Source organism: Streptomyces azureus (assembly GCF_001270025.1).
Taxonomy (GTDB): Bacteria; Actinomycetota; Actinomycetes; order Streptomycetales; family Streptomycetaceae; genus Streptomyces; species Streptomyces azureus.
The window spans coordinates 1-21381 of record NZ_DF968354.1 but is presented as its reverse complement, the minus strand read 5'-3'; the positions used below and the strand labels follow the sequence as shown (position 1 = coordinate 21381).

Genomic DNA, 21381 nt, shown 5'->3' with positions numbered 1-21381 from the left:
CTGTAGCCCCACCCCCACCTCGGCAGATAGGTTCGTTACATGCCCGACTACCTCGACGACCTGCGTCTCGCCCACGTCCTCGCCGACGCCGCCGACGCCGCGACGACGGACCGGTTCAAGGCCCTCGATCTCAAGGTCGAAACCAAACCGGACATGACCCCGGTGAGCGAAGCGGACAAGGCCGCCGAAGAACTCATCCGCGGCCAACTCGCCCGCGCCCGTCCCAGGGACGCGATCCTCGGCGAGGAGTACGGCGTCGAGGGCACCGGCCCCCGCCGCTGGGTCATCGACCCCATCGACGGCACCAAGAACTACGTACGCGGCGTCCCCGTCTGGGCCACCCTCATCTCCCTGATGGAAGCAGGCGAGGGCGGCTTCCAGCCCGTCGTCGGCGTCGTCTCCGCCCCCGCCCTCGGCCGCCGCTGGTGGGCCGCGAAGGGCTACGGCGCCTTCTCCGGCCGCAGCCTCACGAAGGCGACCCGCCTCCAGGTCTCCCGCGTCGGAAAACTCGCCGACGCCTCGTTCGCGTACTCCTCGCTCAGCGGCTGGGAGGAGCAGGGCCGCCTGGACGGCTTCCTGGACCTCACCCGCGAGGTGTGGCGCACGCGCGCGTACGGCGACTTCTGGCCGTACATGATGGTCGCCGAGGGCGCCGTCGACATGTGCGCCGAGCCGGAGCTGTCGCTCTGGGACATGGCCGCCAACGCGATCATCGTCACCGAGGCCGGCGGCACCTTCACCGGCCTGGACTCCCGCCCGGGCCCGCACAGCGGCAACGCGGCCGCGTCGAACGGCCTGCTGCACGACGAGTTGCTGGGGTATCTCAACCAGCGCTACTGACGGTGATTGCGGTCTGACCTGCGCGTTCCTCCCCGGATCAAGCTGCCTGGGCCGTCGTGGGGCCGTCATCGGCGTCCGGGCCGCCCTCAAAGGCCCGGTTCACCGCCTCCCGCGTCCGCTTCTCGCTGCTCGGCATCAGGTGCGTGTACGTCCGCAGAGTGAAGCCAGGATCATGGTGCCCCAGGTACTCCGACAGCGCCTTGATGCTCTCCCCCGCGTCCAGCAGCACGGACGCGTAGAAGTGCCTCAGGGCATGCATGCCGTTCTCCCGGCCGCGCGGGATGCCTGCCTTGTCGAGTGCGGGCCGCCACGCCTTCTCGTTGAAGACGGTGCGGATCACCGGGCGCCCCTCGGCATTGCGGAAGAACGCGGATGCCGTGGCCGGTGAACCGTCGACCGACCTCCACGGCAGCGCCACAGCGGCAGGCGGGTACTGCTCGATGTGTGCCTCAAGCACCCGAGCGACGCTCTCTGGCAATGGGACGGTGCGCGTCTTGCCACCCTTGGGCAGTGCGAACACCTGTCGACCAGCGATGAGCTTCACCTGCCGGACGACGTGCACCACGCCCTCGATAAAGTCCACGTCTTCGACCGCCAGGCCCAGCACCTCGCCCTGCCTCAGGCCGCACCCGCCAGCCAAGTCCACCATTGCCTGGTACCGCTCCGGCAGTGCGGACCGCACGGCCAGCACGCGCTCACGCGACCACGGAACGATCCGGCGAGGTTCAGGCTTGGGCGCCTTCACCGACGACGAACGGCACGGGTTGTGCGGGATCAGGCGGTCGTCGACGGCTGCCGCCAGCATCGCGTTGAGGTTCGCGAAGATGACTCGCTGATAGGCGGCGGCCACTCCCGCGTCTTCGAGCTTCCGCAGCCACTCGCGGATGTGGATCGGCCTCAGCGAATCGAGCGAGCGGCTGCCCAGGTGCGGCAGGACGTGAAGGCGGATGCGCTGCTCGGTGCTCACGTAGGTGCCAGGGTCCATGGTGAGCGACGCCAACCACCGTTCGGCGTGCTGCCGCATGGTGAGGCGGCCGGCGCGCGGGTCGATGTACTGCCCACGCGACATGTCCGCCTCGATCTGAGAGAGCCACTTCTCAGCAATGCGCTTCTGACCGTCGGGGAAGCTCTTGGACTTCTCGGTGCCGTCGGGGCCGATGTACCTGGCGCGGTAGCGCATGCCGGAGCCGTGGCGGTCCGTCTTGACGCGGACGGTCTTGCCGTCGGTGTCGGTCTTGGTCTTGGTCTTGTACCAGCGGTCTTGGATGTGGCCAGCCATGTGGGCTGACTCCCTTCTCGGTAGCAGGGCGCGGCGGGGCCCGGTGGGCGCCGCCGCGCCGGTTTCGGGGTGTGCTGGACCGGGCCTGCTACTTGCTACGGGCCTGATCACTGCGGGTTGCGGTCGCTAGCGGGGCTGCTACCGGTAGCGGGTCGGGGTGCTACCGGTAGCAGCGCTCCGGCAGGTCTCAGGGAGGCGGAGACAGGGGGGCTCGGGTGGCTTCCTGAGGGGGTTTTCGGGGGTGCTGGGGGCGTGCCTCCCTGCCTCCCTGAGGGGGTGTCTGTGCTGGTCAGGTAGAGGGAGGCGGGGTAGGGAGGCTGTGAGGGAGTTCTCCCTGCCTCCCTCGGCCGGCGGGCGGTGCCTCCCTGCCCCGCACGGCGGTCGCAGGGGCCCGGCGGGGAGGCGGAGACAGGGGCTCCGGGTGGCTTCCAGGGGCCGCTTTCCGGGGTGTTCCGGCAGCGCCTCCCCGTCTCCCCGAAGTGCTGTTTGCGCTGGTCAGTGCGGGGAGTGGGGGCCGGGGAGGCGGTTGGGGAGTTCTCCCCGCCTCCCCGGCCGGGCGGGCGGTGCCTCCCCCACGAAGGCGGGGGTCAGGCGGCGTCTTCGAGGGCGGCCTGTTCGGTCACCCAGGCGCGGACGGCGGCCGGGTCGTAGCGCAGGTGCTTGCCGACGCGGAAGCCTGCCGGTCCGATGCGCTTGCGGCGCCATTGGTAGACGGTTTCGACGCTCGGGAGGCTGAACATGGTGACCAGGTCTTCGGGGGTGAGGTAGCGGTCAGGGAGGCCGCCGCGCAGGGTGGCGCGGGGATCGGTCGGCTCGTTGGCGGTCATGGCGGGGGTGACTCCTCGTGTCCGTCGGGCGGTGCGTGGGAGCGGTGCCGGTCGCCGTCCTGGAGAGTTGCTGTATTTCAGCGTCCGCAGCGTCCTAGCGTCCGCACGGCCGTATTGCGGCAGTTCAGGGCAGGTGCAGGGTGTGGACGCTGGAGCGGACGCTGTGGACGCTGGACGGCTGTAGCGTCCGCGGTCCTGGACGTGTCCGGGCCGCTGGTGTGCGGCCCGGCCCGGCGGTGTTCCGGTTACGTCAGGACTGGTCAGGCAGGGTTCTGCCCTGCCCCGTGGGGGCTGCCTCAGGCCAGAGAGAGCCTTGGTCGGGTGCGGACGCTGACGGGTCGTCGTCGGGTGCGCGCGAGAGGATCAGCAGCTTGTGCCGGTGCCGGTCGCGGCTACGTTGCGTGTCGTCGACCGTGATGCCGATGGACCGCAGCAGCGGAGCGAGCCGCTTCACGCGTCCGCCGGCGCGGGTGGCGTCCTTGGGCCAGGTCGGCGGCCGGACCAGGCCCGGCACGGGCAGCGCTTCGAGCAACTGCGCGGCCGTGCCCTGCCAGGTGCCTGCCTGGTCGACCAGGGCGGCGATGGCCATGGCGAACGGGTCGCCTTCCAGCGCGTCCGTGGCGACGTTCGCCGAGGTGGCGAGGTAGTCGTCCAGCGTGCGCCAGCCCTGCGTCTGGTCGACGGCCGCGAGCACGCGGGCGAAGTCGGCCATGCGCGGCATGGACTCCAGCCGCACCGATGGGAGCACGGCGAGCGCGCAGGCCAGCACGTCGAACAGGGCCCCGAGCACGGCCGGACGGACCGCCTCGAAGGTGGCGTCCAACTCTTCCTCGGAACGGCGGTGGTGGGAGTCGATGAGCTGCAAGTCCAGCAGCAGCACGCGTTCGGCCAGGTCCCCGGCGAGAGCTCCCGCGTCGATCGTGGTCATGGCCAGCACCCGCTTGAAGGTGAGGACCACCACGTCATCGTCGGTGTACAGGGCGCGGTCGACCACGCCGTCACCGGTCACCGCCTTGCACAGGGTGTCCGACAGCCACGGCGGGATCGTGCTCACGTTGTCCAGGCACAAGGCCCATGAGCTGAACGCCTGCCGAGACCACGCCTTCTCGTCCCGCGGCTGGCTGCGCTTGGCGGCCGGGGATGGGTCCACCAGGTTGATGAACATCTGCGCGGCCTTGGACTTGCCCGTGCCCTGCTCGCCCTTGCACACGATGGCCGGGTGCGGGATGTCGGGAATCCACGCGGCGACCAGCCACGCCACAAGCTGATGGAACGCGGACTCGTCCATGTTCAGCAGCGCGTGCAGCTTGGCCAGCCCGTCCCCGTCCAGCACCGGCACGGGCATCGGGGCCATGGCACCGGAGCGTCGGAAGAGCACCGGCGAACGGTCAACGACCTGCCAGCCAACACCGGAGACAACGACCGCGCGGCCGTCGGCGGACCCGAGGTCGACCACAATCGCGCCGTCCGGTGCCCGCCCTACGCGCAGGTTTACCGGCACGGGGTCGTTGTCCTCAGCGATGCCTTCCAGCACGGTCATGGCGTCCGCGAGCGCGGACTGTGAGGCCACCTCGCCCGGGTAGGCGTCCGCGAACCGTCGGGCGAGACGCTGCCTGAGTCCCGCCTTGCCCCGCAGCGGCACGGCGACGTTCGGACCGTCCAGAGCGACCGCGTACGGGCGGCCGTCGGTGGACATCACGAACCGGTACTCCTCGCGCGCCATGGCCACGATCCGCGCGGCGGCCGGCGGCTGTTTGCCGCCCTCCCCGCTCCCGCCGGGGGCAACCGGCCGACGGGTGTTCACGGTCCCGCCGCCGGTGTTCACGCCGTCGTTGGTCGTGTTCACGGGTCGGGTCAGTTCGTTCACGGGCCTTGCGCGGCCGTTCATGGGTCGGGTCGATCCGTTCATCTGAGTGTTCACCTCGTTCACGCGGACACCGCCTCTCCGGTCGGGCCCGCGCACGCCCGCACCGGCCGGGGCGCGCGCAGGCAGTCGGGCCGTACGGCCCGCTGGACGGGACGGTGCGGGGTCGATTCGTGCAGGTGGGGCGTCGACCATGCGCCGGTCGAATCGGCCGCTCCTACGGCCGCCAGTCGGGGCGTGACGCCGGGTGTGACGCGGGTCGTCACGCTGGTGAACGCCGTCTCCTGCGCGTGAGCGAGTCGGGCCAACAGCGGCAGATCGACCGAGCGGACGACAGGCCGGGTCGGGTGGACCCACGCCAGCAGGACCAGGGCGAGCGAGAGCGGGAAGCGGTCGGCCTTGGCGTCGTTACACGGTCGGCACGCCAGCACGAGGGAAGACACCGACCACGACCGCCACAGCGACACGGGAGCGATGTGGTCGACGGTGGCTTCCCGGAGCTCCCGGAAGGGACGACGGCAGTAGTAGCACTGCGCGCCGTCGCGGGCGGCGAGCCGCTGCTTGCGTGCTCGCCGCCGGTGCGCGTTCAGGTGCGGCGGACGGTGGCTCACGCCGCGGCCGCCAGGTCACCAGTCGCCGTCGCGCGGAACAGACCGTACGGCCGGATCATCGTGACCAGACCCTCAGCGCGCAGCGTCTTCATGGCCGCGCGGACGGTCTTCGCGGAGCACTGGAAGCGGGCGGTGAGGTCCCGCTCCCCGGGCACCCGCTCGCCCGGCTTCAGCGCGGTCACCTCACCGCGCAGCGTTGCCGCCAGGGCGCGGGCAGCGGCCCCCTTCTCACGGAAGGTGCCCTGCATCGTGACCTGCCCGGACACCTTGAGTGAAGAGGCCGCGCTGTAGGCGCCCATGATGCCCCAGCGGTCGACACCGAGCCGGGCCGCGATCTGCTTGCTGTCCAGCCCTTCGGCCAAGTGCATGAGCAGCACCTGACGCGGGAGGTCACCGATGCGCAGCAGCGCCTCACGCCGGGTGTCGTCCAACGTCGCCAGCGCCTGGCGCTGCCAGGCCGGGAGGGACTCCAGCGCCACCGGCTCGGGCGCCATCTCCGGGTGGCACATCTGGACCCGAAGCAGCGCCGTTTCGACCAGGCGGTCACCGGTGTGCAGGCTGCACCCCAGACGCGACGCCACGACGCTCTTCGAGCAGCCGTCCAACCGCAGCAGCAGCGCCTCACGTTCCCGGCCGGGCAGGTCGGCCAGCAGTCGCAGCAGCCCCTCGGACGGCTCAGCCAGGGGCTGCTCCTGCTGCTCTTCCACCATCGGGGCCAGCACGTAGGCGGTGATCGGGTCGTCGAAGTCCATCGGCCGCTCGTACGAGGACGACCGCTTGAAGTACTTGCCGAGTCGGTTCTGCACCCGCACGCAGAGGAAGGCTCGCGTGTCGTTTTCGCTCAACGGCTCGGAGGCCAGCAGGTCCTTCGCCCCCGTCCGGGCCACCTCGATCCAGGTGTCCTGCGCGATGTCCTCCGCCAGCGTCTCGGCCGCCGTCCCGTTGAAGCCGTAGCTGACGAGCTTGCGCTTGGCGTAGAAGACCAGGTAGCTGCCGTACCGGTCGCAGAGGGAACCGAGACGCTGCGACTGCTCGGCCGTGAGCGGGATGTCCTCCCCCTGCCTCAGCCGCCGGCCGCCGGGCCCATTGCCCTGGCGCGTCCCCTGCTCACTCACGCGTTCCGTGATGGTTCCAGGCATGATGGATGTACCCCTTCGATGGGTGTGAGAGCGGCGTTCTGACTTGGCGGTTGGGCGCCGCTCTTTCCTTGACATGCGTGACCTAGATTGGTCTAGGTGCCCTAGGTTGTCAACCCGTCTCGTTAGGTGTCTTAGGTCGATCTAGGCGGTAGCCTCATTGCATGGCCTTGAAGACTGATGACCCGCGCCCGCCGTACATCCAGGTCGCCGATGAACTCCGAAGAGAGATCCAGGCCGGCCGCTACGCACCCGGTCAGAAGCTCCCGTCTGTTCGAGACCTCTCCGAGCGCTTCAACATCGCCTCGATGACGGTCAACAACGCTCTGCGTGTTCTGCGGGAGGACGGTCTCGTCTTCTCAACCCCAGGGCGCGGCACGTTCGTTCGCGAGCAGGCAGCCACCGAAGCCGTCTCGCAGGATGGCGACCAAGTCGCTCAACTTGTCGAGCAAGTACAGGCTCTTACAACCACTGTGAGCGAACTCTCCGAACGTCTCGCTCGCCTCGAAGGACAGCAGACCGCTGGTTCGCCTGCGGACTGACGGTTCATCAGTGAGGCTGATTGCGTTGGTCATTACGCCCCGACCTCTCATGTAGGTTCCGGACCGGCAAGAACAGCAAAGACCAGGTCGGGCCTGTGATTGCAGGCTGAGACTGACTCACTCACAGCTCACTCACGATCACAGCGGAGGAGACGAGATGACGGGCGAGGCCCCAGCGGAAGAGTCATTCATCGCCGAACTCAAGCGATGGCGGGACGTGCGGGGGGTCTCACAGACTGCTCTCGCCAAGTCAGTCGGGTACACGCCCTCTTACGTCTCCAAGGTGGAGAGCGGCCAGCAGCGACCGTCTGTCAGCTTCGCCGACCTCGAAGCACGGGGGCGGCATGGTGGCGCCGCTCCTCATGCGCACAAACCAGACGCTCAGCACGGCATAGCTCAGCCGACCAGCATCGTTGTAGAACACGAGGATTCGGAGCTGTTCTACAACGGCCAGACCTACCGGGCAACGCAGCGGCGCAAGCTTTATAACGCCAGCTCAGACCCGGTCGCTCGATACCTGATTCGCATTTCTGTAGACCGTCACCCCGGAAACCCAGAGCGTTCGAACCAGCTCTACCGAGAGAATCCCCTGACTTGGGATGAATTGGACCTGAAGGCGAGCATTGGAGGCGAGTCCATAGGGTGGCGAGTCCAGCACGATCGTGACGCATTCAAAGAGGTGTGACTTCTCTTCGAGAATGAATACGGCCGCTATCCGCTGTACCCAGGCGAGACGGCATGGCTGGAGTATTCGTACACAGTCAGCGATGAAAAGTGGGGAACCTGGTTTCAGCGCGCCATTCGCCTACCCACTAATCACCTGAGCGTAAGGCTGGACTTCCCTGCCTCACTGGACCCTGTGGTATGGGGAACAGAAACCACCATGACAGCCGAGGCTTTCCCGTTCCGAACGGCTATCCAGCGCGATGACTCCGAAGACCGGCGAGTCTTTTGCTGGAGCACCGACGAAGCACCCTTGCATGCTCGCTACCGGCTGGAATGGAAGTTCCGTGCCCGACCGAACACCGAGGAGACCGGCCCCGACATGACGCCAACGAGCGCCAGTCAGAAGATGCAGAGCATCGGGATTATCCAGGAGGGAGACCCGATCCTTTCTCGTGTTGCCCGACCCTTCTCCCTTCCGGAAGAAGCAGAGGACGCACGTCGAGTCGTGGCCGAGTTGGCATCTGCGGCCGAGCGCGCCGACACCATCCACGTCTTCAGCAAGGGAATGGGGGTAGCCGCACCTCAGATCGGCATCGATAGGGCTGCTGCAATCGTGCGGACACCAGACGGCGAGACGATTACCCTGTTGAACCCGCGCGTCATCGAAGAATCCGCACAGACTGACGAGCAATACGAAGGTTGCTGGAGTTTCTTCGACGTGCGCGGAATGGTGCCGCGACCGCTGAGCATCAGTGTGGAGCACCAAGATATCGACGGCGAGCGACACATTACGCTTTTTGAACGCGGAGTGGCCCGACTCGTTGGGCACGAAATCGACCACCTTGAAGGAGTCCTTTACCGGGAACGAATGCGGCCCGGGGTGGAGCCAATTCCGGTTGCCGAGTATCGAGGAACTGGACAGGGCTGGCAGTACCGAAGTGGAAATGCCAGTAGCAGGAAATGAGGTGCGACCTAGGCCGCGCGACCCTTGGCAGCTCACTGCGCTCGCGCGCGGCGGCGCTTGGGAGCTCCCGCGCCGTCGCGCGCTTCCGGTGAACTCGTGGCGCCGAGCGAAGAGACCACCCCGCCCGGATGGGGGTGGTCTCTTGGGCGTTCCGGAGTGGTCAGCGTCCGCAGCGTCCGCAACCCGCCTCCTACTAAGAGCCGCCCTGACCTGTGGAAAGACGCTCTTAGTAGCGGAGAGTGGCCGGACGCTAGCGGACGCTACACATTTTGTTTAGCGTCCACAGGAACGGTGCAGGTCAGAAGGGGCGAACGCTGCCCGACGGACGCTGCGGACGCTATCTCCCCCTAACTCTCCAGTAAGAGAGTGACGAAAGGCTCTTCAGAAGGGGCAGGACTGCGGTTTGCATGGCTCCCTGCTCAAGCAAGAAGAGCACCCCGGCTTGACGTGCTCTTCTTGCTTGAGCAGTGGCCGCCCTCCTGAAGAGCCGTGGTCCCACCGCAACGGTGCCGCACCTGCTCCGTTCGCCGCTGTGACGGTGTGTATTCGGTGCCCGGTTTCCCGGTTTCCGGTGGGGTCTCTACGCGTGCGCACGCGAGAGCGGAAACTTCCATCACCCAGCGTTGCCAAGGGGGTTGTGGCGGCCTGGCACGCAGCCGGGGGCCAACCCCTCACGGAAGGGCTGTCAGTCGCTCACCGGCGCCCCTACGGCTTCCATCCCCTATGAGTGCGCCTGAGGATGGCAATCCAGGGAGGCAGCCCGCCCCCGCCTGGATTGCCATCCTCAGACGCCTACCGAGCGCGTCGGCGGATGTCAGGAACGGGTGTCAGCGGGTGTAACGCCGGGGCGTCACGCGTTTCTGACACCGGGTTTGCCTAGAGGTTTGGGCGTCAGGCGCCCCTGACGGTGTCCGTCAGGCAGCCGTCAGGGAGGAGCAACCGCCAGGACTCTCCAACCCGCTCTGCTGCCCCGGCCCTACCTCGCCGACATGGCGCACGACCGACGGTGCCCTTGTCGCTTGTCTTGTCGCTTGTCGTGACTAGACGGGACCGCACTGCGGGTAGCCCAGAACCGGCTCTGACCTGCGGGCCGACAAGCGACAAGACAAGCGACAAGCGGACCAGGCCCGTGGGTTAGCCCGGACGCGGCGGCGGAAGGATGCTGGCATTGCCCGCAAGGGCATCGAGTCGTCCACGCGGCTCGGCCGACACCGCTGGGTCGTCGAGTTAACGGTCCGGTCTCCTGGCTGGCCGGCTGCCGCCGACTGCACGGCCGATACGAACGCATAGCCGAACACTTCCTCGCCTTCGTCGGCATAGCCGCAGCCCTCATCAGCTACCGCCGACTCACCAAGTGAAACTGTTCTAGCCCAGGTAGCCAGCCAGCCGTTCACCAACGTGAAGGTCGTCGACGCGCAGGGGGCAGCTCGATGTCGCCGCTGTAACCCTGCTTGCCGCCGCAACCGCACTGAATTCCAAAGCGGAACCGCCAGGAAGTCCATGCACACCAACGTAATGCGACCGCCCATTCAGGGGACCGGAAAGTAGCGAACCAGCTTCCCACCTGATCCGCAACTTGTTTGTGGGGGCCCCGGGATTGGATTCGTCCCAGGAGCTTCCGCTAGGTACACCCCAGCGGTAATTGTTGCGACGGCTATGATCGACGAACTGGACACCAGACGGGCTCTTAACCTCAATGATGAGCGTAACCTCCCGGAACTCCACATTGAGATACGACGGGGATGCCAGGATGTCGACTACAAGCTCTGCGGTGGCATGGGGCGGCGGGACGGTGCTACTCGTTTCAGTGAATGACCTGAGCCCTACGTTGCCGACGAATACGATCTCGGAGTGACATCCGGGGTCATCCTTATTGAATCTCGCCATCGATATCTCCCCTCAGAATCTGAGGTCGAGTAAGGCAGCCACCAGGTGATCGACGAGTCGCCGATGACTACCTGCCTGCTATGGATTCTACCTCGCGAGTACGCCAGCGCATCGGGCCGACAGGTTCCATGCAACCACCGCGCGGGAACTGTCGCCAGTCGAGGTATGGCACCTGGTGTTGGTTATTGAAGACGGAATTAATCCGGATGTCGGATGTCGGTAGGCTTCAAGTGCCGCCAGTTCGCCTGCCGCAGCACCGGAGACGGTTCCCATACACGTCAATTGGCCAAACGGACGTCAAATGAGATGCGTCCTCACCAAGTGAAACGACGTCTCCGTACGAGGCGTACCGGGCGGCCCAGAGCGATGGCTGAGCGGTCGGGAAGCCTGATGGCACCCCTGGCAGGAGCCTCGGCCGATAGCAGCACGGGTCACCCTCTCGGGAGCCCCGAGGCGGCCGTTTTAGGGGGCTGCGAGGATCGGGCGCTATCCGCTAACGCCCTGGTCACCAGCAGTTTTGGTCGCTAGCGGGGTCGCTAACGTTAGCAGTCTCTGCCGCCAGCGCTAGAGGCTCCTCAGAGGCCTGAGCCGGGCCGCCTGGGGGCCGTCCGAGGGTAGCCAGCGACGACAGATGATGACAGGCAACGACGGCATCAACGCAGGTCATCGGCGGGCTGCGGAACAACTCCGCAGCCCGCCAAGGCAGCCGATCACAACCAGCGCTACTGAGCGCGCGCCCGCTGTTACCGAGCGCCCCCTTGTTGACCGTCCCTTCGCCTGCCACTCTGAGAGTCCGCCCGCTTGTGAACTTGTGAAAAGATGAACAAACGGCGGGGACACTCCCAGGAGGTGGCTCCATCCATGCTCGTCCGTGACGCCATGAGCACTGTCGTCCTCACCATCGGCCCGACCCACACGCTCCGCCAGGCCGCCGCGCTGATGGCCGCCCGCAAGGTCGGCGCGGCCATCGTCCACGACCCCGACGCCGGCGGCATCGGCATCCTCACCGAACGCGACGTCCTCATCTCCGTGGGCCGGGGCCAGGACCCTGACACGGAGCGCGTCCACGACCACACCACCACCGACGTCGTGTTCGCCGCTCCGGCCTGGACCCTGGAGGAGGCGGCCGGCGCCATGGCGCACGGCGGTTTCCGTCACCTCATCGTGCTCGAGGACGACGAGCCCGCCGGCGTCGTCTCGGTCCGCGACATCATCCGCTGCTGGGCACCGGCGCGTCAGCAGGTGCCCGCCTGACAGCGCGAACGGCCCGGGCCCCCGAAGGGGCCCGGGCCGCCCCTACCGCAAGCGGTCCAGTGCTGCGGTTCAGCCGCGCAGTGCCTGGACCGCGGCCTCCAGCCGCTTGCCGTAGTCTCCGTCGGCCTGACGGAAGTTGCCGATCGCCCGCTCGACGATGTCGTCCCGCGAAACCCTGGCGATGAAGCTCGCCAGGTTGGCGATCAGCCGCTCCTTCTCGTCCTCGCCCATCAGCCGGTAGAGGTTGCCCGCCTGCACGAAGTCGTCGTCCTCGGCGTGGACCGGGGCCGGGTGGTTGCCCGTCACGCCGCTCACGGCCGTGGCGGACCACAGCGGACGGTCCGTCTGGAACGGGCCGCCGAAGCTGTTCGGCTCGTAGTTCTTCGCGCCCTTGTGGCGGCCGTCGTAGAGGTGACCGTCACGGGAGTTGGTGCGCGCCACGGTGGCGTGCGGGCGGTTCACCGGCAGGTGGTCGGCGTTGATGCCGACGCGGTAGCGGTGCGCGTCGCCGTACGCGAAGAGGCGGCCCTGGAGCATCTTGTCCGGGGACGGTCCGACGCCCGGCACGAAGTGCGCGGGGCTGAAGATCGACTGCTCGACCTCGGCGAAGATGTTCTCCGGGTTGCGGTTGAGCTCCAGCTTGCCGATCTCGATCGGCGGGTAGTCGGCGTGCGGCCAGACCTTGGTCAGATCGAACGGGTTGAAGCGGTACGTCGCCGCGTCCGCCTCCGGCATGATCTGCACCTGCACGGTCCAGGACGGGAAGTCACCGCGCTCGATGGCCTCGCGCAGATCGCGCTGGTGGCTGTCCGGGTCCTCACCGGCCAGCCTGTTGGCCTCGGCCTGGGGGAGGTTCCTGATCCCCTGGTCGGTCTTGAAGTGGTATTTGACCCAGAAGACCTCGCCGGCCTCGTTCTGCCACTGGAAGGTGTGCGAGCCGAAGCCGTCCATGTGGCGGTACGAGGCGGGGATGCCACGGTCGCCGAACAGCCAGGTCACCTGGTGCGTGGACTCGGGCGACAGGCTCCAGAAGTCCCAGACGTTGTCCGCCTCCGTCGAGCCGGTGTACGGGTCGCGCTTCTGGGTGTGGATGAAGTCCGGGAACTTGATGGCGTCCTTGATGAAGAACACCGGGGTGTTGTTGCCGACGAGGTCGTAGTTGCCCTCCTCGGTGTAGAACTTCAGCGCGAAACCGCGCGGGTCACGGACGGCGTCCGCCGCCCCCAGGTTGCCGGCCACGGTCGAGAAGCGCAGGAAGACCTCGGTCTGCTTGCCGACCTCGGAGAGGAACGCGGCGCGCGTGTACGGGGTGACGTCGGCGGTCACCGTGAAGGTGCCGTAGGCGCCGGCGCCACGGGCGTGCACGACGCGCTCCGGGATGCGCTCACGATTGAAGTGGGCGAGCTTCTCCAGCAGGAGCTGGTCCTGGACGAGCACCGGGCCCCCCGCGCCCGCGGTCTCGCTGTTCTGGTTGTCGGCGACCGGAGCCCCGGCCTCCGTCGTAAGCGGTCCCTGCGTCACGTGTGCCTCCTGCGCCATTCCTGACCGTTCTTGCCCATCGGCCAAAGTCCATCTCGATCCTACAATAGACTTTGTCTAAAACGCGCAAGGATCCAACTTCACACCTGTTCGCGACCTGGTCCCTTTTGCTGTTACGCTGGTGACCATGAGCGACCTTCTGGAACGGCTGCGCGGACGCGGATGGCGGATGACCGCGCAGCGGCGCGTCGTGGCCGAGGTCCTCGACGGCGAACACGTCCATCTGACGGCCGACGAGGTCCACGCCCGGGCCGTCGCCAAGCTGCCCGAGATCTCCCGGGCAACCGTCTACAACACGCTCGGCGAACTCGTGTCACTCGGCGAAGTGCTCGAGGTCTCCACCGACCAGCGCGCCAAGCGGTACGACCCGAACGCCCACCAGCCACACCACCACCTGGTCTGCGCCCAATGCGGTGCGATCCGTGACGTGCACCCGATGGGCAACCCGCTGGCAGACCTCCCCGACTCGGAGCGCTTCGGCTTCACGGTCTCGGACGTCGAGGTGACGTACCGCGGCGTCTGCCCGAACTGCGCGGCCGCCTAGTCTTCGCGCACACGAGAAGCCCCGGCACCGATGGGTGCCGGGGCTTCTCGCTGCCCGCACACTTCCCGTACCTGACGTGTCGTCACATGGTCAACGGCACCCACCAGTCCGTTCCGCACTCCGCGAGGAAAGTCCGCCCGGTCGAGGGGTGTGGCGCCGGCTCCTGGACGGACCCCGCCGACCTCGCCTCCGACCGCACTCCGGCCCGCTGCCGCCCGGGCTCCCCGCCCGCCCAGCGGCTCCCCCAGCGCCGCGAGCTGACCATCGCGACGGGCACACTCGGCGCCGAGTACGTGGCGCCCCTGCGCGTCGCCCTCGACAAGGGCGGGTTCGCCAAGGAGGGCCTGGACGTCAGACTGAAGGTGCTGCCGACGCCCGAGGCGCTCCCACTGTTGGCCAAGGGCGAGGTCGACGCGCTCTGGGCGGCCCCGGAGGCAGTCGTCATGAACGGCATCCGCGGCGGTTTCGCCATCCGCTGGGTCGCGGGGAACCTCTCGCCCGACCCGAAGTCCAAGAGCGGCCTGTGGGTCCGGCTGAAGGACGGCGAGACGGCGACCGCCGTCCGGATGGCCGACCGGAAGCTCGGCACGATGATCGGCAAGGGACCGTGATCGCCTACCCCATGGAACAGGCCCTGGAACAGCACAGCGGCGACCTCGACCGGATCCGCTGCCAGCAACTGGGCTACGCCGACGTCCTCGCCCTGGAGAACGGCGGCGTCGACTCGGCGTGGCTGCTCGACCCCGTATGGCGCCGGGTCGACGGCGAGGCCGGCTACGCCTTCCTGTGCGGCCAACCACCCGGCGAGCCCCTGGGCGGCATGCTCTACGGCCCGAGCCTGCTGAACGACGACGTGGACGCGGGGGTGGCACTGCTGCGGGCGTACATCCGCACGGTGAACACGTACTTCGCGGCTGACTACAAGAAAAACGAGAGCTTCGTCACATACCTGGCGAAGCTCCTGGAGGCGGACGAGACGATGCTGCGCTCGACGCCGTCGCTCCGCATGGACTGGGAAATCCGCGCCGGTACGACGGACCGCCTCCAGTCCGCCTACCGCGCCCAGGGCGTAGCGGAAGGCGATTCGCTCCCCGAGTCGCAGACGGTGACCCGCTCCCTCTACGAGGAGGCGGTGGGACACCGCCGGTAGACACACCGAGGGCCGGAACCCTTTCGGATTCCGGCCCTCGGCCTTCAGTAGCGGGGACAGGATTTGAACCTGCGACCTCTGGGTTATGAGCCCAGCGAGCTACCGAGCTGCTCCACCCCGCGTCGATGAATGCAACGTTACGTCAACGCGGAGGACGGATGCAAATCGCTTAGCCGGAGCTGCGAGCTGCGGTCTCGCTTAGCTGCGGGCAGTCGTGCCACCTGGGGCGGCGCCCGTCCCGCCGAAGCGGGCGCCCGCCAGGCCGGGATGCGTAACGCCCCGACCTCAGCACCGACGCCGAGCAGCCGAGCCCGGCGTCACGCCGACAGCTCCTGCCGCAACGCATCCCGCAGCCGAGCCGCCCGCTCCGCCACAGACGCCGGCCCCAACGCCACCGCCCGATCGGCCCACCGCTGCCCCTCGGCCAGCTCCCCCCGACGCGCGTAGACCAGGGCCAGCCGCAACGCCGCCCGCCCATGCCCCGCATCAGCCGCCCGCGTCCACCACACCGCCGCCTCGGGCTCACTCCCCTCCCGGGCCAGCAGCAGCCCGAGATTGAACGCGCCGTTGCGGGACCCGGCCTCGGCCGCCTCCCGGTACCACCGAGCCGCCTCGACGACGTCCCCCCGGGCCGCCGCGAGCATGCCCACCCGCACCTGCGCGCGCCGGTGCCCCTGCGAGGCCGCTCTCTCGTACCACTCCTCGCACTCGCTCCGCCGGTGCACCGGCTCCCCGAGCTCGTGCGCGGGCTCCGGCGGCCGGCGCGCGTCGAGCACGGTCGCCAGCCGGTACGCGGCCTCGGCGCTCCCGCCCCCGGCCGCACAGCGCAGATGCCGCTCGGCCTCCTGCTCGTCTCCCTCCCGCAGCCGGGCCATGCCGACCTGGAGCGCCGCCTCGGTGTGCCCGGCGGCCGCGGCCCGCTCGTACCAGCGCAGCGCGGCCTGCTCCTCGCCCCGGCCGGCGTGCAGGATGCCCAGATTGAAGGCGGCGTCCACGCTCCCGGCCTCCGCGGCCTTGGAGAACCACGGCTCCGCGCCCGTCTCGTCCCCGCCCCGCAGCAGCAGGATCGCCAGCGCGTTCGCGGCCTCCCGGTGTCCGGCGTACGCCGCGCGCCGGTACCACTGCTCGGCCTGCGCGGTGCGCCCCTGTTCGGCGCAGAGCAGCCCGAGGTTGTAGGCGCCGTTCACGTCGCCCGCGTCCATCGCGGCCCGGTACCAGCGCTCGGCGGTCTGGGTCTCGCTCCGCTCGGCGTGCAGCGCGCCCAGCGCGTTCGCCGCATTGCCGTCGCCGTCCTGGGCGGCCCGCAGCCACCACACGGCGGCGTTCTCGGTGTCGCCCGCGTCGCGCAGCAGGAACCCGAGCGCGCAGGCGGCCCGTGCCTCGCCGTCCTTGGCGGACGTCAGGTACCAGCGTCCGGCCTCCTTGAGTTCGCCGCGCTTCTCCAGGATCGTCCCGAGGTGCAGCGCGGCCCGCCGGTGGCCGCGCGCGGCGGCCTGCCGGTACCACTGCTCGACCTCGTCCAGCGCCTGGACACCGTTGTCACCGTCGGCTTCCCGCGCCTTCTTCCGGTCCAGAGCCCGGGCCAGGCGGTACGCCGCCTCCCGGTGCCCGCGCTCGGCCGCGACCCGCATCCACTTCTCGGCCCCGGCGTCGCCGCGGTGCTCCAGCAGGTCGGCGAGGGCGTACGCCCCCAGGGTGTGCCCCTGCTCCGCGGCCTGGCGCAGCCAGTATTCGGCCGCGGGTTCGTCGCCACGCTCGCGGTGGTGCCGCCCGAGGGCGTGCGCGGCAGCCGCGGATCCGGCGACGGCGGCGATCCGCCACCAGCCGGCGGCCTCGTCGGCGTATCCGCGCTGGTGGAGCAGAACTCCCAGGTTGTTGGCGGCGGCCCGGTCGCCCGCGGCGGTGGCGGCACGCAGATGGGGTTCGGCACCGTCGAGATCACCACGGCGCAGCAGCATGGCCCCGAGGACACTCATCGCCTCGACGTCGCCGGCCTCCGCAGCGAGCCGCTGACGCAGCTCCTCGGCCGCCTCGTCGGCGATCTCCCCGGTCTCGTCCGGGGTGTCGGTGTCCTCCCGGCTGGAAGGCTGCACAAAACGCCCTGTCTCGAACAGAGTTGCCTTGTCCCCCATAACGTCCATCGTCGCACCACCTGCAACCTGGGTACACCTGGTATACCGCAGCCAGTGAGGTCACTACAGCGTTTTGTCGACATGCCCACAGAGAGACAAGTCAAACACAGATCGCCCAACTCCCCCCGGTGGCGCGGCCGCAGCCCAGGCCAGCACACGCGTTCACACATCACGAAGGCCCGGATTCCTTTGTGGAATCCGGGCCTTCGTGGTCGCTCCGTCACTCGGACTTCGCGATTTCAGTAGCGGGGACAGGATTTGAACCTGCGACCTCTGGGTTATGAGCCCAGCGAGCTACCGAGCTGCTCCACCCCGCGCCGTTGTGTTCACAACCGTATCACGGCGCGGGGTGGGCATTTGACCAGGCCAGGCCTCTAGCTGCTCGGCTTGGGGCTCGGACTGCCGCTCGGGCTGGAGCTGGGCTTGCTCTCACCGCCCCCGGCGCCCCCGCGGCCGGTCTGGGCCTGCGCGTCCTCGGCCCGCTGCAGAGCGTCCTCAAGGTCCTTCTGCGCCCGGCCGTACGCCTCCCAGTCGTTCTCCTTCAGTGCCTCCTGGCCCGCGTCGAACGCCTTCTGGGCGTCCTCCAGGGCCTGTTGGACCGTCGGGTTGTCGGACGTCGGCGGTGGCGTCGTGGTGTCACCCTCGTCCGGTGGCTCGGGGGCCTGCCCCTCCGTTCCGAAGATCTTGTTGAGGGCCTCGTCGAGCGTGTTCTCGAAGGCGGTCTGGCCTCCGTAGGTGACCAGCACCTTCCGCAGCAGCGGGTACTTCAGTCCACCACCGCGTACGTAGACCGGCTCCACGTAGAGCAGTCCGCCGTCGAGCGGCACCGTCAGCAGGTTGCCGTACTCGACTTCGGAGTCGCCGCCTCTCAGGAGCCTGATGGACTCGGCGATCTCCTCTTGCGAGTTGAACTGGCTCTGGACCTGTTTGGGTCCGTTGACCGTCGTGTTCGTCGGCAGTTTCAGGATTCTGATCTTGCCGTAGTCACTGGTGCCCGCCTCGGCGTCGACGGCCATGAAGGCGCTGAGGTTGTCCCGGCCGTTGGGCGTGAAGGTCGTCGTCAGCGAGAACGACTGAGCCTTCTGGTCGGGCATCCTCATGCTCAGGTAGTACGGCGGCACCGCGTTGCCCGACCGGTTCGTCGGGTCGTCCGGCACCTGCCAGACCTCGCTGCCGCTGAGGAACGTCGTCGCGTCCCTGACGTGGTAGCGGGTGAGCAGCTCCCGCTGGACCTTGAACAGGTCCTGCGGGTAGCGCAGGTGGTCCATCAGGTCCTTGGAGATGTCGCCCTTGGGCTCCACCGTGTCCGGGAAGGCCTTCATCCAGGTCTTCAGGACCGGGTCCTTGGTGTCCCACTGGTAGAGCTTGACCTCGCCGGTGTACGCGTCGACGGTCGCCTTCACCGAGTTACGGATGTAGTTGACCTGGTTCTGCTGGGCCACCACGGCGCGGTTGTCGTTGGCGGCGGTCAGCGAGTCGGCCGTCGTGTCACCGAGGGTCGTGCGTGAGGAGTACGGGTAGCCGTTCGTCGTCGTGTAGGCGTCGACGATCCACTGGATCCGGTTGTTCACCACCGCCGGGTAGGCGTCACCGTCGATGGTCAGCCAGGGGGCGACCGCCTCGACGCGCTCCTTGGGCGTGCGGTTGTACAGGATCCGCGATCCCTCGCCGATGGCGCCCGAGTACAGGATCTGCGGCTCGCCGAACGCCACCGCGTACGCGGCGCGGTTGACCGGGTTGGAGAGGTTGACCCCGCTGTCGCCCTTGTAGCTGGTGGTCTTCTCACCGTTGTCGTCGGAGTAGTCGATCTCCTTCTGGGGACCGCCGACGATCGAGTACGTAGTGGTCTTCTCGCCGTAGTAGACCCGCTGCTCGTACGTGCCGAGGTCACCCTCGGAGGGCAGGTCGGACTCGGTGAAGTTGGGACGGCCCTGGGCGTCGGCGCTGGTGCCCTGGGCGGCGACCACTCCGTAGCCGTGGGTGTAACGGAAGTGGTTGTTGATCCAGTTCTTCTTCGGGATGCCCGCCAGGTTCAGCTCGCGCAGGCCGATGACCGTGTCCTGCTCCTTGCCGTCCTTGGCGTAGCGGTCGACGTCCAGGTTGTTCGGGAACGCGTAGTAGTTCCTGATCTGCTGGAGCTGCTGGAACGTCGGCGAGACGATGTTCGGGTCCATGATCCGGATGCTCGCCGTGGAGCCGACGTCGTCGCGCAGCGTGGTCTTGTCCTCGGTCTTGCTCGTGCCCGAGTAGTCGGTGACCTTGGTGCCGTCGATGCCGTAGGCCTTGCGCGTCGCCTCGAGGTTCTTCTCGACGTACGGCGCTTCCTTGGCCTGCTCGTTGGGCTGGACCTGGAACTTCTGCACGATCGCCGGGTAGAGGCCGCCGATGAGGATCGCGGACAGCACCATCAGGCCGAAGCCGATCACGGGCAGCTGCCAGGTGCGCCGCCAGATGGTGGCGAAGAACAGCAGCGCGCAGATGACGGCGATGCAGAACAGGATCGTCTTGGCCGGCAGGTAGGCGTTGGCGTCGACGTACCTCAGGCCCGTCCAGTTGTCGGTCGCCCTGAAGTCGCTGGACTTGACCGCGAGCCCGTACCGGTCGAGCCAGTACGCGACCGCCTTGAGGGCCACGAAGATGCCGATGAGCACCGACAGGTGCCCGGTGGCCGCCGCCGTGGCGCGGGCGCCGGGGCTGGTGACGCGCAGCCCGCCGTACAGGTAGTGCGTGAGCGCGGCGGCGATCACGGACAGGATCGCGGCGGCGAAGCCGAAGCCGAGCAGGAACCGGTACCAGGGCAGGTCGAAGGCGTAGAAGGAGACGTCCAGCTTGAACTGGGGGTCCTTCTGGCCGAAGGCCACGCCGTTGACCCACATCAGCCAGGTCCGCCACTGGCCGGACGCGGACGCGCCGGCGATCAGGCCCACCAGGGCCGTGATCCCGAGCAGCAGCCACTTCTTGTAGGGCGCGATGCTCATCCGGTAACGGTCGAGGTTCTGCTGCTCCATGGACATGGCGCTCAGCGGCGGCCGCAGCCGGTGCGCCAGCCAGATGTTGAAGCCGACCGCGAGGGCCATGAGCAGACCGAAGACGAAGAAGAGCCCGATCTTGGTCCACAGGGTGGTGGTGAAGACCGACGAGTAGTTCACCGACCGGTACCAGAGCCAGTCCGTCCAAAAGCCCGCGAACATGGTGAACACCATGCCGAGGGCGGCCAGGACGCCCAGTGTCATGAGCAGGGTCCGGACACGCCGGGACGGGCGGCCCACTCTGATCCGCGGCCCCGAAGGGCCTCCGCCGCGGTCCGGCATCTGGAAAGCCAAGGTGCGCACCTCGAAGTTCGCTGTTGATTCGTCAGGCCCGCGTCTTCACGGACCGTCAGCGGCCCCCGTGATCGCGGGCCCCCACCTATGCAACTTACTCACCGTTTACTCGGTTCCCGATTCCGGTCGGGAACGAGGCAGGATTGTGACCATGTCCAACACTCCCATGGCGGCGAACCCGCTCACCCGGGCCGTGCTCGAGATCGACGAGTACGTCTCCGGCCTCGGCTGGGACCAGCCCGCCCGCCTCTTCGCACTCGTCGACACCGCCCGGCTCCGGGCCGAACAGCCCTCGCTCGCGGACCGGCTCGGTCTGGGCGACGAGTCGGAGAACTCCGGCCTCACCCCGATCGAGCAGGACGAAGTACCAACGGGCAAGCCGCTCGACGAGTTCCTCGCCACCATCGCCTGGCCCGACTCGGTGGCCGGCTGCGCCCTCGCCGTGGAGCGCCTGATGCTGCCGCCGTCCGCGGAGGCCCAGGTTCCGCAGGGCCTGGACGAGGCCGCGCTGTCGAAGTGGGTGGCAGACCACCCGGACCGCCAGGAGGTCCGTATGACGGTCGCGGTCCTGCGGGACGGCACCCGCGAGTCGGCCCTGCGCCTGCGCGAGAAGGACTCCCCGACGGAGGTCCTCACCGGCTCCGACCTGGTACCGGGCCTGGCGGAGGCACTGGCGGCGACGTTCGAGGACTAGCGCCCCGGCAGGCAACCTTCGCCCCGTCGCGACGCCCGGTACCCCCTCTCGCCGCACCGGCCGAAAGCCCGAGTACATCCAGCACGAGGGCTTCCGGCCGGCACTCCCCCAAGCTCTTCGAGCAGGGGG

General features: G+C 68.2%; 15 protein-coding genes, 2 tRNA genes and 2 pseudogenes. 9 read left to right on the top strand and 10 right to left on the bottom strand.

From position 1 onward, the window contains the following. Window positions 1–39: 39 nt before the first annotated feature. Window positions 40–840, top strand: coding sequence for a histidinol-phosphatase (hisN, locus tag AOQ53_RS27325; protein WP_059421254.1), 801 nt, complete (start codon window positions 40–42; stop codon window positions 838–840). A 37-nt stretch (window positions 841–877) separates the two neighbouring features. On the opposite strand, the gene AOQ53_RS27320 is transcribed toward hisN, so the two are convergent. The 5 genes from AOQ53_RS27320 to AOQ53_RS46645 form a co-directional block, all read right to left on the bottom strand. Further along, complete coding sequence (locus AOQ53_RS27320; RefSeq protein WP_059421253.1) at window positions 878–2119, bottom strand: tyrosine-type recombinase/integrase; 1242 nt, start codon at window positions 2117–2119, stop codon at window positions 878–880. Between the two features lie 587 nt (window positions 2120–2706). Beyond that, window positions 2707–2946 carry a helix-turn-helix transcriptional regulator gene (locus AOQ53_RS27315; RefSeq protein WP_059421251.1) on the bottom strand — a complete coding sequence of 80 codons (240 nt, stop codon included), beginning with the start codon at window positions 2944–2946 and terminating at the stop codon, window positions 2707–2709. A 250-nt stretch (window positions 2947–3196) separates the two neighbouring features. Further along, window positions 3197–4792, bottom strand: a complete 1596-nt coding sequence (locus AOQ53_RS27310) for an ATP-binding protein (RefSeq protein WP_236711845.1) — start codon at window positions 4790–4792, stop codon at window positions 3197–3199. An 80-nt stretch (window positions 4793–4872) separates the two neighbouring features. After that, complete coding sequence (locus tag AOQ53_RS27305) at window positions 4873–5421, bottom strand: HNH endonuclease (RefSeq protein WP_059421249.1); 549 nt, start codon at window positions 5419–5421, stop codon at window positions 4873–4875. Continuing rightward, window positions 5418–6560, bottom strand: a complete 1143-nt coding sequence (locus tag AOQ53_RS46645; RefSeq protein ID WP_236711844.1) for a GntR family transcriptional regulator — start codon at window positions 6558–6560, stop codon at window positions 5418–5420. Before AOQ53_RS46645 ends, AOQ53_RS27305 begins: the two co-directional genes overlap by 4 nt. A 161-nt stretch (window positions 6561–6721) precedes the next feature. Here AOQ53_RS46645 and AOQ53_RS41725 point away from each other — a divergent pair, with 161 nt between their 5' ends. The 5 genes and pseudogenes from AOQ53_RS41725 to AOQ53_RS27290 all read left to right on the top strand — a co-directional run bounded on the left by AOQ53_RS41725 (window position 6722) and on the right by AOQ53_RS27290 (window position 11870). Beyond that, window positions 6722–7099, top strand: coding sequence for a GntR family transcriptional regulator (locus AOQ53_RS41725; RefSeq protein ID WP_078945537.1), 378 nt, complete (start codon window positions 6722–6724; stop codon window positions 7097–7099). 157 nt (window positions 7100–7256) lie between these two features. Continuing rightward, a complete protein-coding gene (locus AOQ53_RS46640) occupies window positions 7257–7784 on the top strand; it encodes a helix-turn-helix domain-containing protein (protein ID WP_236711843.1) in 528 nt (175 codons plus the stop codon). 198 nt (window positions 7785–7982) lie between these two features. Next, window positions 7983–8729 carry a peptide deformylase gene (locus tag AOQ53_RS46635; RefSeq protein ID WP_236711842.1) on the top strand — a complete coding sequence of 249 codons (747 nt, stop codon included), beginning with the start codon at window positions 7983–7985 and terminating at the stop codon, window positions 8727–8729. 1161 nt (window positions 8730–9890) lie between these two features. After that, window positions 9891–10087: pseudogene (locus tag AOQ53_RS41715) on the top strand (IS5/IS1182 family transposase); the annotation flags it as partial. Window positions 10088–11477: 1390 nt separating this feature from the next. Then, window positions 11478–11870, top strand: coding sequence for a CBS domain-containing protein (locus AOQ53_RS27290; RefSeq protein WP_059421244.1), 393 nt, complete (start codon window positions 11478–11480; stop codon window positions 11868–11870). A gap of 69 nt (window positions 11871–11939) precedes the next feature. On the opposite strand, the gene AOQ53_RS27285 is transcribed toward AOQ53_RS27290, so the two are convergent. After that, window positions 11940–13391 (bottom strand): catalase, encoded by a 1452-nt coding sequence (locus tag AOQ53_RS27285; RefSeq protein ID WP_174523357.1) that lies wholly within the window; start codon window positions 13389–13391, stop codon window positions 11940–11942. Window positions 13392–13536: 145 nt separating this feature from the next. Between AOQ53_RS27285 and AOQ53_RS27280 the strand changes: the two genes are divergently transcribed. Beyond that, the gene (locus AOQ53_RS27280; RefSeq protein WP_059421241.1) at window positions 13537–13953 is read left to right on the top strand and encodes a Fur family transcriptional regulator; all 417 of its coding nucleotides are present in this window, start codon (window positions 13537–13539) and stop codon (window positions 13951–13953) included. A gap of 86 nt (window positions 13954–14039) precedes the next feature. Next, window positions 14040–15103, top strand: a pseudogene (locus tag AOQ53_RS27275) (ABC transporter substrate-binding protein). Between the two features lie 48 nt (window positions 15104–15151). On the opposite strand, the gene AOQ53_RS27270 reads toward AOQ53_RS27275, so the two are convergent. From AOQ53_RS27270 to AOQ53_RS27255, 4 genes are all read right to left on the bottom strand, one after another. Further along, a tRNA-Met gene (locus AOQ53_RS27270) sits at window positions 15152–15225 on the bottom strand. Window positions 15226–15420: 195 nt separating this feature from the next. Beyond that, entirely contained in the window at window positions 15421–17244 is a 1824-nt protein-coding gene (locus tag AOQ53_RS27265; protein ID WP_174523356.1) for a tetratricopeptide repeat protein, read from the bottom strand. A gap of 234 nt (window positions 17245–17478) precedes the next feature. Next, window positions 17479–17552 (bottom strand) — tRNA-Met (locus AOQ53_RS27260). 57 nt (window positions 17553–17609) lie between these two features. Next, the gene (locus AOQ53_RS27255) at window positions 17610–20546 is read right to left on the bottom strand and encodes a UPF0182 family membrane protein (protein ID WP_078945536.1); all 2937 of its coding nucleotides are present in this window, start codon (window positions 20544–20546) and stop codon (window positions 17610–17612) included. A 163-nt stretch (window positions 20547–20709) separates the two neighbouring features. On the opposite strand from AOQ53_RS27255, the gene AOQ53_RS27250 reads away from it, so the two are divergent. Then, the gene (locus tag AOQ53_RS27250; protein ID WP_059421238.1) at window positions 20710–21252 is read left to right on the top strand and encodes a PPA1309 family protein; all 543 of its coding nucleotides are present in this window, start codon (window positions 20710–20712) and stop codon (window positions 21250–21252) included. Window positions 21253–21381 lie beyond the last annotated feature (129 nt).

Bases quoted from the DNA above. Each gene is read 5' to 3' on its own strand.
- hisN (WP_059421254.1), top strand. From the start codon at position 40: ATGCCCGACTACCTCGACGACCTGCGTCTCGCCCACGTCCTCGCCGAC.
- AOQ53_RS27320 (WP_059421253.1), bottom strand. From the start codon at position 2,119: ATGGCTGGCCACATCCAAGACCGCTGGTACAAGACCAAGACCAAGACC.
- AOQ53_RS27315 (WP_059421251.1), bottom strand. From the start codon at position 2,946: ATGACCGCCAACGAGCCGACCGATCCCCGCGCCACCCTGCGCGGCGGC.
- AOQ53_RS46645 (WP_236711844.1), bottom strand. From the start codon at position 6,560: ATGCCTGGAACCATCACGGAACGCGTGAGTGAGCAGGGGACGCGCCAG.
- AOQ53_RS41725 (WP_078945537.1), top strand. From the start codon at position 6,722: ATGGCCTTGAAGACTGATGACCCGCGCCCGCCGTACATCCAGGTCGCC.
- AOQ53_RS46640 (WP_236711843.1), top strand. From the start codon at position 7,257: ATGACGGGCGAGGCCCCAGCGGAAGAGTCATTCATCGCCGAACTCAAG.
- AOQ53_RS46635 (WP_236711842.1), top strand. From the start codon at position 7,983: ATGACAGCCGAGGCTTTCCCGTTCCGAACGGCTATCCAGCGCGATGAC.
- AOQ53_RS27290 (WP_059421244.1), top strand. From the start codon at position 11,478: ATGCTCGTCCGTGACGCCATGAGCACTGTCGTCCTCACCATCGGCCCG.
- AOQ53_RS27280 (WP_059421241.1), top strand. From the start codon at position 13,537: ATGAGCGACCTTCTGGAACGGCTGCGCGGACGCGGATGGCGGATGACC.
- AOQ53_RS27265 (WP_174523356.1), bottom strand. From the start codon at position 17,244: ATGGACGTTATGGGGGACAAGGCAACTCTGTTCGAGACAGGGCGTTTT.
- AOQ53_RS27255 (WP_078945536.1), bottom strand. From the start codon at position 20,546: ATGCCGGACCGCGGCGGAGGCCCTTCGGGGCCGCGGATCAGAGTGGGC.
- AOQ53_RS27250 (WP_059421238.1), top strand. From the start codon at position 20,710: ATGTCCAACACTCCCATGGCGGCGAACCCGCTCACCCGGGCCGTGCTC.